The organism is Chitinophaga rupis (assembly GCF_900109685.1).
Lineage (GTDB): Bacteria > Bacteroidota > Bacteroidia > Chitinophagales > Chitinophagaceae > Chitinophaga > Chitinophaga rupis.
Genome location: NZ_FOBB01000002.1, coordinates 235678 through 248604, shown reverse-complemented (window position 1 = coordinate 248604; position 12927 = coordinate 235678). Strand labels below are relative to the sequence as shown.

Sequence of the window (12927 nt, the reverse complement as noted above, 5' to 3'; positions counted from 1 at the left end):
GATTGTATTATATCACCGTAATCTTAAACGCACATGTCTTCATTAATGCTGGCAATGGTTATGGAGGGGCCCGGGCAGCCCCTGGTGCTCCGGAACCTGCCGCTTCCTGTTCCGGCAGAGGGACAGGTACTGGTAAAAGTAATTGCCTGCGGCGTATGCCGTACAGATCTGCATATTATAGACGGTGAGCTGGCGCATCCCAAGCTGCCGTTAATACCGGGTCATGAGATCATCGGTGTTGTTATAAGCGGTGGCCCTGGCGCTAAGCTGCAACCGGGCGCCTTAGTGGGTATACCCTGGCTGGGCTATACCTGCAACACCTGTAAATATTGCCGCAGCGGCAGGGAGAATCTGTGTGAGCAGGCCGGCTTTACCGGTTATACTATCAACGGCGGCTATGCTACCCATACTGTAGCCTGGGAGCAGTATTGCTTTCCACTGCCGGAGCGGTATGGCAATGCCTCTGGAGCGCCTTTATTATGTGCGGGATTGATCGGCTACCGCTCCTACCGGATGATACACCCGGCAGCGCAGCACATTGGTATCTACGGTTTTGGAGCGGCGGCGCATATTATTACGCAGGTGGCGGCATACGAGGGAAAAAAGATCTATGCCTTTACCCGGGAAGGTGATCTGAAAGGACAACAATTTGCAAAAGAAACCGGCGCAATATGGGCCGGTGATTCCTTACAAATGCCTCCGCAGCCGCTGGATGCCGCTATTATTTTTGCGCCGGACGGTAGCCTGGTGCCACAGGCGCTGGCAGCAACCGATAAAGGCGGGCAGGTAGTTTGCGGAGGTATTCATATGAGCGATATACCCTCCTTTCCGTACAGCATACTGTGGGAGGAACGCAGTATTTGTTCGGTAGCAAATCTTACGCGGGAAGATGGTACCCGGTTACTGGACATTGCCGGTAAAGTACCGGTAAAAACCACCACTAAAATGTTTGAGCTGCACCAGGCAAATGAAGCGCTGGATCAGCTGCGGAAAGGCGCATTCGAGGGCGCCGCAGTGCTGGTAATGCCGGGTCAGATCTAAACGCGGATCTTTCTTCCTGAAACCACCTTTCCAATTTCCACCGCAATAAATACCACCGAAGAAAGCAGGCCGGTAATAACAAACTCCGCCAGGGAAAGTGCCTGCGTGTGAAAAACCGACTGCAGGAACGGGATATAGGTAATGGCCACCTGCAACAGCAGCACCATTATTACAGCGCCTGTAAGCTGCTTATTTGAAAGGAGGCCGGTGCGGAAAAGGGATTGTTTTTCCGAGCGTATGGCCAGCACATGGCCCATCTGGCTAAGGCATAATACATTCAGCACAATGGTTTGCCAGTGCAGCCCGTTCCTGATAGCCCAGCTTTGTGCAGCCAGCGTAACGCCCGCCATCAGCATACCCACCCAGATCATATGCAGGCCCCTGCCCTGGCTAAAAACAGTTTCTCCCGGGGGGCGCGGTGGCCTGTTCATAATATCTTTTTCTGCTTTTTCAAACGAAAGGCAAATGGCAGGCAAACCATCAGTTACCAGGTTAATCCATAAGATATGACTGGGCAGCAAAGCCACCGGCAGCCCTATGAACGGGCCTAACAGCAAGGTCCATAATTCGCCGGAGTTGGAGGTCATCAGGTATTTGATGAACTTAAGGATGTTGTCATAGATCCTTCTGCCCTCCCGCACCGCTTTTACAATAGTGGAAAAATTATCATCCAGCAATATCATGTTCGCCGCTTCCTTTGCCACATCGGTACCGGTAATACCCATGGCTATGCCAATATTGGCGCGTTTCAGGGATGGCGCATCGTTTACACCATCGCCGGTCATGGCTACATAATGCCCCTTATGCTGCAGCGCTTTTACGATCTGCAGCTTTTGCTCCGGCGATACCCGGGCATATACCCTTATATGCTCTACCTGTGCCGCAAAAGTGTCTTCATTCATAGCAGCCAGCTCCCCACCGGTGATCACCAGGTCATGCTCACTGGTTAAAATGCCTATGCGTTGTGCGATATTCCTGGCAGTGAGCGGATGATCGCCGGTAATAATAACCGGTATAATGCCTGCTGCCTTGCACTGTGCTACGGCCTGCAGCACCTCTTCCCGCGGCGGATCTATAATACCGGCCAGCCCCAGGAACTGCAAACCGCGCTCATGTACTTCGCTCACAGGATCTGTGGGTACTGTATCCCAATACCGGCAGGCAAAACCCAATACCCGGCGCCCGCCGGCAGCCATGGTATCCACCTGTTCAGCAATGGCAGCTGTATCTGCATCAATGCAATGCTGCAGCAATACATCCGGCGCACCTTTGGTGAAGGCAATATAATGGCCGTTATATGCGTGAAAAGTGGTCATTAATTTGCGTCCGGCATCAAAGGCTATTTCTGCCAGCCGTGGTCCGGCCGCAGGGTGTATATCCTGCGCTATGGCGGCCTCCAGCAACGCTACTTCCGTGCTGTCGCCCCGGATATTTTCCCCTTTATCGGGCGCCGCATCATTGTTCAGCACAAAAGCTTCCAGCAACAACCTGCCGGCAGGCTCCTGTGCAAGTAAGGGAAGCTGTGTATGCCCGTACAACCGGCCGTTTACAAATACTTCCTCCACATGCATTTTATTAAGTGTGAGGGTGCCTGTTTTATCCGTGCAGATATACGTTACTGCGCCCAATGATTCTACGGCAGGCAGCTTTCTTATAAGGGTATTAAAACGTACCAGCCTTTTGGCGGATGTTGCCAGGGAAATAGTAATAACTGCCGGTAATGCTTCGGGAATAGCCGCAACAGCCAGGGAAATGCTGGTGAGTATCATTTTCATCACGTCCTCACCACGCAGGTAACCGGCTATAAAAAAAATAAAACAAAGGAACAGCACCAGTACTGACAGATGTTTTCCAAAGGAAGCCATCCGCTGCTGCAGGGGGGTAAGCGTTTCTTCCTCCCGCAGCATCGATGCAATGCGGCCCAGCTCCGTTTGCATACCGGTGGCTACCACCATCCCGGTGCCACGGCCGTATGTTACAAGCGTACCTTTAAAAGCCATATTCTTTTTATCGCCCAGCGGCGGATCCGCTTCATCCAGCGAAAGCCCGGTTTTCTGTATAGCATGTGATTCGCCGGTGAGCACCGCTTCTTCAATGGTGAGGTTGAAGGATTCAATAATGCGCAGGTCCGCCGGTACCGCGTTACCGGCTTCCAGGAAAACTACATCGCCCGGTACCAGCTCCGCTGCAGCAAGCCAGGTGCTTACGCCGTCGCGTAATACCCTGGCCTGCGCAACCGCCATTTTCTTTAATGCCTGCATGGCTTTTTCCGCGCGGTATTCCTGTATAAAACCAATAAGGGCATTCAGCAGTACAATGATAAGAATGATAATTGTATCTGTAAGGTCACCCATAATACCGGAGATCACCGCAGCAGCCAGCAGGATCAATATCATCAGGTCTTTGAACTGGGCCAGCAGTACGCCGGCTATGCTTTTTCTTTTACCTTCCTGCAGCTCATTGGGGCCGCCTTGTAATAACCTTTCCTCCGCATCTGCTGTACTTAAGCCCTGGGGGCTGGTATCCAGCAATTCCTGTATTTCGTTTATACCTAACCGGTGCCATTTCATAATATCTTAGCGATGGGTAATAAATACCGGTAAACGATGGCTGCCGGTAACCTGCGTTACAAAGCTCTGTTTAAAGGTCCGGGAAATACCGGAGCGGCCAAATGAACCGCATACCAATATGGGATCTTTGATCTCATTTAACCAGGTTTCAAAATATTTTCCGGGATCAGCAGCCAGCACTTCCAGGTTAAGATCAGCAAAATGGCGTGCGGCCAGCTCCTGGATATACGGCAGGTCCGGCATCTCAGGGTTTGATTTGTTTGAAGAATATACCAGGGTGGTGCTGTTCCCGCATAGTTCCGGGAATAAGCTGCTAAAGCTTTTAATGGCATATACCGCATCGGCGCTGCCGTCGTAAGCTAATACATTTGATGCGGGGAAGTTAAAGTCCTCCGGAGCCAGTATCACCGGGCATTCAGCTTCATGCAGCGCCATGCGCAGATATTCATTCGGTATTTCGGCGCCTATATTGCTGTAGAACTTTTCGCTGCCCAGTATAAGCAGGTCGGCAAAACGGGTTTCTTTTCTGAGCTCCGGCATGGCAAAATCCAAATGATCTTTATGTACACGGAACTCTATCTGGTGGCGTACACAGGCTTCTTCAAACATCTTCACCTGCCGTGCTATAATGTCAGGGTAATAGTCTTCTATAATCGGCAGAAACGTACCTGCGCCGCCGTTGGCATAATTAAGGGCGCCGGTAAAGTCAACCTGCGGCAAAAAAACACCGGTTAATAATATGGGTTCAATTTCGTTCAGCCTGCGGGCAAATTCAAAAGCTCCGTTTGAATAATGTCCGTCATCAAAGGCAAGCAGTATTTTTTTCATGATCTTATTTTTTAAATGTCTTTATAATAAGTGCGGGATAAGATGGTGTTTTATGCCTGGTGCAGCAATCTTGTTACAGAAGCCCTGTGCCCCTGCGATTTTTTTTGTGTATCATGGATCAGCAGGTACTCAATAATGCTATCCAGGCTAAGTACTCCGGCCAGCTGGTTATCAGACAGTACGGGATAAACTGCATTATTCTGCAGTAACAGCTTATCAATAATGCTGTCACCGGTGCGCTCCCCCGCTAATATTTCCGGGGATTGGCTTACCAGGGTTCCAATAGCCTCGTTATACCTTCCGGCTGCAAGCGCCTGCAATAATACACTCCGGGTTATTACTCCCACAAGCCCGTGTTTGCCGGTTATGGCAAAGTACTGATAGTGTGCGGGCAGCCATTCCTCAGCCACCTCCTGTATGGTAAGGTCATCCTGCAAAGTGGCATAGTCGCGCACCGCCAGCTCCTTTAAGCGTATACCTTTAACCGCGGTGCGCAGGTATACCAGCTGCTCCTCTCCCGCATCCGCAAACACGATCAGCAATCCTATTACAGGCAGTATCAGGTTAAAGGAAAATAAGCCTATGAGAATAAATAACGTTGCTATAATACGGCCGGTTAATATTGCAATGTATGTTGGGCTATCATCATGCAGGAACAGGCCCAGTATGCCTCTCAATACCCGGCCGCCATCCATGGGAAAAGCGGGGATCAGGTTAAACAATGCCAGGATCATGTTAATGCTGTGCAGGTATAACACGAAATTGCCGGCCTGCACATTATCGATCACACCTGCAGTTTTCCAGAAGGGTACATAATCCGGTATAAAGGGCAGCAGCACGGCCGCTATCACCAGGTTTACCAGCGGGCCTGCCAGGCTGATAATAATTTCTTCCGGCGGTTTTGACGGCAGCTTTTCCATAGTGGCTATACCGCCAATCGGGTACAGGGTAATATCCCTTGTTTTTATATGATAATAGGAAGCGGTCAGCGCGTGGCCCAGCTCATGCAGCACCACGCAGGCAAATATGCTGCTTATGGCCACCAATGCCCATATGGTTTGCTCCATGCTGGCACGGCTTACCGCCTGCATGATCAGTATCCAGGCAATCAGCAGCAGGAAGGTCCAGTGTATATTTACACGTACCCCCAGCACAGTTAGTAATTTGATCTTTTTCATGATGCTTGTTTTGTTTGCCATGGCCGGTAATTAATTGTGTGCAATAAAAACAGGATGTGATAGGGTACCCACTACCGGCCGCCCGTGGCTGGGTGAAAAAATGTTGGACGGCAGGCTGCGGCCATAAGCGCCCATCACTACAAAAGCATTATTTTTCTCCAGCAGGTATTCCAATAACCGGGTGCGGGCGCGGCGGTCCTCTATGATCTCAAATGCTATATCGTCATAATGATCTTTTAACCATTCTTTCAGCTTATACTTGTCGAGGGTTGATCTGCCGGGGGGCATTACGCTCACGATGGTGACCTTACGGTCGCGCAATTCCGGGAACAGCTGGGTGAATTGCCGGATGGCGAATGCAGCGGAACGGCTGTTATCGTAGGTAAAAATGATCTCCTCTATAGCTTCAAAGCTTTCCGGTGCTATTACCACCGGGCATTCAGATTGTTTCAGCACATCCCTGACAAAACCGGTGGGCGCTCCTTCCCTCTCCTCTGTAAAAGAGGTGTTGGCATCTATTATAATAAGATCGGCATAACGGCTTTCTGCCATTACTTCCAGAATGGGTACGCCCCTGTCGTGATGCACATTACAACATACATCCCTGACCTCACAAGCTTCTTTGAAATGCTGTATGTTATCCTCGCAATAGATCTCTTTTACTTCCTTCCTGGTTTTTCCGTACAGGCGGGTACCGACAGCCGCCGCCTGTAATGCTTTCCTGGAACGGGCTTCATATTCCAGGTTTTCGAGAAAAACGCCGGTAAGCCTGGAATGGGTGAGATTACACAGGAAACAGGCAAAATCAAGGCATTTTATATTTAGCTGCACGGCATCTGTAACATATAAGATCTTTTCCATAAAATAGGTTTTGAGGTAAGATTGCACACTAAATTATATGTTGATATAAGCCTAAAGAATGACCGTGCTCACGCGCAGCAATGATCGTTATCAGACAGGCTTTTTTCCTTAACTGACAATGAGGAGGTTGATGCACGTCATTCACCCGGCTAATGAAGGTCATTGCCGCACAGGTATAGATAGCGTTAAATTTGAGCTGAAACAGGATGTAATGAATGAATTATGAAATGAAAGCGTGGATGTAAACACCCAATTGATCATGGCTTCATAAACATACATTTATGCTTACCGCATTTCCCCCACTTAAACAGGCCGGCGAAGGTTTAATGAGCAGTCCGGAATCCGCCATCAGCAAGGAATTCCTGCAAACCTCCGGTTACGGCGCTTACAGCGCTGCTACTATTTGCGGCTGCAATACGCGCAAATATCACGGTCTGCTGGCTGCACCGGCAATGCCGGACAGCGACGAGATGCATGTGCTGCTTTCTTCACTGGATGAAAAGGTGCTGAGTGAAGATACCGCCTGGCGTTTAAGCACACATCGTTATACCGGGGTATACTACCCGGAAGGATACCGGTATATCACCGCATTTTCTGCAAGCCCATTCCCCTCCTGGATCTACGAGTTCGGAAATGCCGTCCTTAAAAAGGAGCTGCTTTTTGACGGTCAGACCAATACCCTGCTGATCCGTTATACCCTGCTGGATGCGCCTGCGGAAGTTACCCTGTGCCTGCTGCCGATGCTGGCCTTCAGGAATGTACACGCGCTTACCCGGCATAATGAACAGGTAAACCAGCAGATCATTCCACTGGAAAACGGTATTGCCGTACAACCATATGAATGCTACAGCACCCTTTACCTGCAGCTATCCGGGCCGGTAACGTTTACACATACACCGGACTGGTATTACCATTATGAATACGAGGAAGAGGCACAAAGAGGATATGACTTTCATGAGGATCTGTACACACCGGGATATTTTGAGCTTAGCCTTCTTCCCGGCCAGTCCATTATATTCGGCGCCGGCCTGGAAGGCACAGACCCCGCCGGTTATGATACGGCATTTAATACGCAGGTAATTGAAAAAAAGAAGCCGCACACCATGGAAGACCATCTTAAAAATGCGGCCGCCCAGTTCATTATCCATAAGGGCGATACGGCCTGCATCAAAGCTGGTTACTACTGGTTCGGAACCTGGGGCCGGGATACCTGCATATCGCTGCCAGGCCTTACACTGCTTACCGACAACGCGCCAGCGTTCATCCAGGTGCTGAATACGTTATTGTCCGGTCTTAAAGACGGGCTGCTGCCTAATACCGATAGCGGCGGGCATATTATGTATAATACCGCAGATGCCTCCCTGTGGCTGATATGGGCCTTACAGCAATATGTGCATTATGGCTATGAAAGCCCCGAAGAAGTATGGCATACTTATCACCGGGAGCTAACATCCATACTGCAGCATTACAGCAAAGGCACTCATTATGATATTAAAATGGATGTTGACGGCCTGTTAAATGCAGGCAGAACCGGCGATGCATTAACATGGATGGATGCCGTTGTGGACGGCGGGCCGGTAACACCCCGCAATGGTAAAGCAGTGGAGCTGAATGCGCTTTGGTACAATGCTATTTGCTTTTGCCTGGAGCTGGCTTATGAAGCAGGTGATAGCAGCTTTGAAGAAGAGTGGGGACCTTATCCCCCCCTCATAAGAACATCTTTTACACATTGCTTTTGGGATTATGAGAAACGGTACCTGGCCGATCATGTGCAGGACGGGTTTAAGGACTGGTCCATCAGACCCAACCAGCTTTTTGCAGTGTCATTGTACTACTCTCCCCTTACGGCGCACCAGCAGGCAGAGGTAATGGAAAAGGTAGTGAGCGAGCTGCTTACCAGCCGCGGCCTGCGCACGTTATCAACCTCAGACCCGCGTTACCACGGGCATTACGGCGGTAACCAGCAGGTACGGGATATCGCCTATCACCAGGGAACAGTATGGCCCTGGTTACTGGCACATTTTACAACAGCCTGCCTGAGAGTGTTCCGGGATGCTGCCCTGCCCATGCTGGAAGAGCTGTACGCAGGCATGGAGCCGGTACTGGAAGAAGGATGCCTGCATACGATACCGGAAGTATTTGACGGTGATTACCCCCATAACGGCGGTGGCGCCGTAGCACAGGCCTGGAGCGTAGCAGAGCTGATCAGGATGAAGAATATTATTCATACTTATAAAACGAAACCGGTTCCGGCAGCTTAAACACAACCCATAAAAACCCGATGAAAGACACAACATACGAGCCTGATTATATTTTTGAAGTAAGCTGGGAAGTGTGCAATAAAGTAGGCGGCATACACACCGTATTGGCAACAAAAGCACGCCTGCTGCAGGAGCGCTGGGGCGACCGGCTGATCATGATAGGGCCCGACCTGCAAACCGCCAGCGGGGAGCATCCGGAGTTTATTGAAAACAAGAATCTGTTCACCACCTGGAAAGCGCATATCCAACATGAAGGCCTGCGCGTGAGAACCGGGCGCTGGAACATTCCGGGAAAACCGCTGGTGATACTGATAGACTTTACACCGCTTTACAAACAAAAAGACAAGCTGTTCACAGAGCTGTGGGTAAAATACCGGCTGGATTCCCTGCGCGGGCAATGGGATTATATAGAGCCGGCAATATTCGGATATGCAGCGGGTATTGCCATCGCGCATTTTTACCATTGCCACCTGAATGCAACAGATAAAATAATTGCCCAGTTCCATGAATGGATGACCGGCGCGGGGATCCTTTACCTGGAAGATAAGATACCGCAGATAGCCACTGTATTCACCACACATGCAACAGTGCTGGGCAGAACACTTGCCGGCAGCGGACAAGCTTTTTACAGCCGCCTTAACAGCATTAATGCCGAACAGGCTGCGCGTGACAACAATGTGGTAGCCAAATGCTCCCTGGAAAAAACTGCGGCAGCTACTGCCGATTGTTTCACCTGTGTAAGTGAGTTCACTTCCCGTGAGTGTGAGCAGCTGCTGGGTAAGCGCGCCGACCTTATAACACCCAATGGTTTTGATGATTCTTTTGTACCGGATGCCGCGCAGTTTGAGGACCGCCGCCAGGCTGCCCGGAAAAAAATACTGGCCGTAGCTACAGCCCTGCTGCAGCAGGCCTTACCGGAAAACAGCCTGCTGGTAATAAAAAGCGGGCGGTATGAGTTCAGGAACAAAGGTATGGACGTGTTTATTGACAGCCTGGGCCTGCTGAACAAAACACCTTTACAGGATAAAACGATTGTAGCTTTTATATTTGTGCCGGCTGCGCATACAGGCCCCAGGAAAATGCTGCTGGACAGCCTTGACACACCGGACCTTTCACATCCACGCACGGGTGAGATCCTTACACATAACCTGCAAAATGCAGACACTGACCCGGTATTAACCCGCATACGGCAGCAGCAGCTGAACAATGCCCCTGGTACTAATGTGAAAATATTTTTTGTGCCCACTTACCTGGATGGCGCAGATGGCGTTTTTAATATGCCGTATTATGATGTAATGATAGGTTTTGACCTGGCCGTGTTCCCCTCCTATTATGAACCCTGGGGGTACACACCACTGGAAAGCCTTGCCTTTCATATACCGGCTGTTACCACCGCGCTTTCCGGTTTTGGCGCTACGGTAAGCCAGCTGCCCGCTTACAAGGGACAGGGAATGTATATAGTAGCGCGTAATGATAACAATGAAACCGAAGCTGCAGCCGCCATCGCGGGAATTATCCGTGAATATGCGGCAGCCGGCAGCAATGCTGTGACGGCAGCCCGTGAAAGCGCAGCAGCACTGAGCCGGCAGTTCCATTGGGAGCAGCTTATCAGCCGGTATTACCAGGCCTATGACCTGGCGCTGCAGAAAAGCCTTCAAAGAGAGGAGCTTTTCCGCGACAAACCACAGGCAGCCCCCGTAGTAGTGGAGGAAGAGGAGCTGTTATCAATACCTGTATGGAGGAACATACAGGTAGAACCTGCCCTGCCGGCGGCTTTACAGCCATTGCAAAATATTGCCGCCAACATCTGGTGGAGCTGGCAGCCGGATGCAGCAGCACTGTTTGCCTATATAGATAATACACAGTGGGAATTGTGCCGGCATAATCCACCGGCATTAATTAACTCGCTTGACCTGCCAACCGTTAACCGCCTGGTAAATGATGCATATTTCATGCACATGCTTAACCATGTGCATGAGCGGCTGCAGCAGTATTTACAGGCGCCGCCGGAGAGCATGCCGCTGACGGCTTACTTCAGCATGGAGTACGGTATTTATAACAACCTGAAAATATACGCCGGCGGTCTGGGTGTGCTGGCCGGCGACTACCTGAAAGCTGCCAGCGACAGTTATATACCACTGGTGGCGGTGGGCCTGTTATACCGGGAGGGATATTTTAAACAGGTTATATCACCACAGGGCGATCAGCTGGTATTGCCGGATATAATGACACCGGGCGACCTGCCCGTTTATCCTGTTTATGACAGCAACGGCGCGCCGCTGCTTATACCCGTGGCCTTCCCGGGTCGCACGGTAAGCGCGGGTGTATGGAAGGTGCAGGTGGGGCGTGTAAGCTTATACCTGCTGGATACAGACGTGCCAGGCAACAGAGCGGAAGACTGCCATATTGCAGCGCGCCTGTACAACAGCAATACGGAACTGCGTTTGCAGCAGGAAATATTGCTGGGTATAGGCGGTGTTCGTTTGCTTGCTTCACTGAACCTGCAGCCGGACCTATACCATATCAACGAAGGGCATGCCGCATTTGCAGGCCTGGAAAGAATAAGGCAGCTGGTACAGCAATCGCACCTTGGCTTTGAAGAGGCATTGGAAATTGTTAAAGCCGGTATGCAATTTACAACGCATACCGCTGTAGCCGCAGCTATGGATACGTTTGAAGAAGCGCAGCTCCGGGCTTATTTATCTTACCTGGCAACAGACCTTAACATTCCCTGGGAAAGGTTAATGGCATTTGGAAGAGCGGATAACGGCGGTGACCGGTTCTCCATGTTCTACCTGGCAGCGCACCTATCGCAGGAGATCAATGCCGTGAGCCGCTTACATGAAGAAATATCGCGCCGGCTGCTGCAGCCGTTGTGGAAAGATTTTAAACCGGCGGAGCTGCATATTACCCATGTAACCAATGGTGTACATACGCCCACCTGGACTGCTGAAAAATGGAAACAGGGTTATAGCAACAGCGCAGCAGCTGCAGACATATGGAAAATACGCCAGTCGCTAAAAAAGGACATGGTACAGGCCATCCGAAAAAGACTGCATGCTACGCTTACCGGCACACATGAAAATACCGGGAGAATATTGCAGGTGCTGGATAACCTGAACGCAGCTACGCTGTTTATTGGTTTTGCCCGCAGGTTTGCCCCCTATAAAAGGGCGCAGCTGCTGTTTACAGATCTGCAGCGGCTGTCGGCTATTGTAAATAACAGCGCGCGACCGGTGCAGATCATATTTGCAGGTAAAGCGCACCCGGACGACGGAGATGGCGCCGGCTTGCTTAAGCAGGTGATTCAGGCATCCAGGGACCCGCGGCTGAACAACCGCATCCTGTTCCTGGAAGATTATGATATGGAGCTGAGCGCACTGCTGGTAAAGGGAGTAGATGTATGGTTGAATACACCGCGCATAGGAAAAGAAGCTTCGGGTACCAGCGGTATGAAAGCTGTATTGAACGGCGCGCTGCACTGCAGTGTAAAAGACGGCTGGTGGGCAGAAGCTTACCGTGAAGACGCGGGCTGGGCCCTGGAAGGCGATAACATTTTTATGCAGGATGCATTGCAGGATGTGCAGGATGCCTCCCTGCTATACAGCATGCTTGAGAACGAGATCGTTCCCCGTTTTTATGAGCGGAACGCTAATGGCGTACCGGAAAAATGGATCGCTATGATAAGAGCATCGCTTTCAGAAATTGCACCTAGCTATGACATGATGCGTGTGGTAAAGGAATACCGCGGGAGTTACGAAAAGTTATACCAAAGAACCCAGGCCCTGCGGGCTGACAAATATGCGCTGGCAAAACAGCTGGCTGCATGGAAGAAAAATACCCGCGATGCCTGGCACGGGATCCATGTAATGGATATAACCCTGCCCGCCGGCGACAATCCCGTACAAAAAATGGGAGAAGCCCTCACTGCTGTAATAACCCTGCACATAGGCAGCCTGGCGGTGAATGATGTAGGGGTTGAAGTACTGCTATCCCGTAACAGCCAGGCAGATGATTATCTGCACGTGCAGGAGCTGGAAGTAAGCGCGGTAAAGAACAATAATATAACATTCCAGTGCCGGCTGCCGCTAACATTCTCCGGAACCTACAGCTATAGCTTCAGGATATTTGCAAAACATCCGGCGCTACCTCACCGTATGGATTTTCCGTTAATTACCTGGATATAAT

The 12927-nt window shown here is 50.6% G+C and carries 7 protein-coding genes; 3 read left to right on the top strand and 4 right to left on the bottom strand.

The window, feature by feature from the left end; translation table 11 throughout:
• Nucleotides 1-33: 33 nt before the first annotated feature.
• Nucleotides 34-1041, top strand: coding sequence for a zinc-dependent alcohol dehydrogenase family protein (locus BMZ54_RS08250; protein WP_202909182.1), 1008 nt, complete (start codon nucleotides 34-36; stop codon nucleotides 1039-1041).
• Here BMZ54_RS08250 and BMZ54_RS08245 read toward each other — a convergent pair.
• Genes BMZ54_RS08245 through BMZ54_RS08230 form a run of 4 tightly spaced genes read right to left on the bottom strand, consistent with a single transcriptional unit; the run spans nucleotide 1038 to nucleotide 6478 of the window.
• A complete protein-coding gene (locus BMZ54_RS08245; protein WP_089909029.1) occupies nucleotides 1038-3611 on the bottom strand; it encodes a cation-translocating P-type ATPase in 2574 nt (857 codons plus the stop codon). The two genes, BMZ54_RS08250 and BMZ54_RS08245, sit on opposite strands and share 4 nt — an antisense overlap.
• Before the next feature lie 6 nt (nucleotides 3612-3617).
• Complete coding sequence (locus BMZ54_RS08240) at nucleotides 3618-4439, bottom strand: hypothetical protein (protein ID WP_089909026.1); 822 nt, start codon at nucleotides 4437-4439, stop codon at nucleotides 3618-3620.
• Nucleotides 4440-4489: 50 nt separating this feature from the next.
• Nucleotides 4490-5617, bottom strand: a complete 1128-nt coding sequence (locus tag BMZ54_RS08235; RefSeq protein ID WP_162277499.1) for a site-2 protease family protein — start codon at nucleotides 5615-5617, stop codon at nucleotides 4490-4492.
• Nucleotides 5618-5647: 30 nt separating this feature from the next.
• On the bottom strand, nucleotides 5648-6478 hold the full coding sequence (locus tag BMZ54_RS08230) for a universal stress protein (protein ID WP_089909021.1): 831 nt from the start codon (nucleotides 6476-6478) through the stop codon (nucleotides 5648-5650).
• Between the two features lie 281 nt (nucleotides 6479-6759).
• Between BMZ54_RS08230 and BMZ54_RS08225 the strand changes: the two genes are divergently transcribed.
• The gene (locus BMZ54_RS08225) at nucleotides 6760-8739 is read left to right on the top strand and encodes an amylo-alpha-1,6-glucosidase (RefSeq protein WP_089909019.1); all 1980 of its coding nucleotides are present in this window, start codon (nucleotides 6760-6762) and stop codon (nucleotides 8737-8739) included.
• Between the two features lie 20 nt (nucleotides 8740-8759).
• Nucleotides 8760-12926 (top strand): alpha-glucan family phosphorylase, encoded by a 4167-nt coding sequence (gene glgP / locus BMZ54_RS08220; RefSeq protein WP_089909015.1) that lies wholly within the window; start codon nucleotides 8760-8762, stop codon nucleotides 12924-12926.
• The last annotated feature ends 1 nt before the right edge of the window (nucleotide 12927 follow it).

What these genes read in the sequence shown, in the direction of transcription:
- glgP (WP_089909015.1), top strand. Translation starts at nt 8,760, where the DNA reads ATGAAAGACACAACATACGAGCCTGATTATATTTTTGAAGTAAGCTGG.
- BMZ54_RS08240 (WP_089909026.1), bottom strand. Translation starts at nt 4,439, where the DNA reads ATGAAAAAAATACTGCTTGCCTTTGATGACGGACATTATTCAAACGGA.
- BMZ54_RS08235 (WP_162277499.1), bottom strand. Translation starts at nt 5,617, where the DNA reads ATGAAAAAGATCAAATTACTAACTGTGCTGGGGGTACGTGTAAATATA.
- BMZ54_RS08230 (WP_089909021.1), bottom strand. Translation starts at nt 6,478, where the DNA reads ATGGAAAAGATCTTATATGTTACAGATGCCGTGCAGCTAAATATAAAA.
- BMZ54_RS08245 (WP_089909029.1), bottom strand. Translation starts at nt 3,611, where the DNA reads ATGAAATGGCACCGGTTAGGTATAAACGAAATACAGGAATTGCTGGAT.
- BMZ54_RS08225 (WP_089909019.1), top strand. Translation starts at nt 6,760, where the DNA reads ATGCTTACCGCATTTCCCCCACTTAAACAGGCCGGCGAAGGTTTAATG.
- BMZ54_RS08250 (WP_202909182.1), top strand. Translation starts at nt 34, where the DNA reads ATGTCTTCATTAATGCTGGCAATGGTTATGGAGGGGCCCGGGCAGCCC.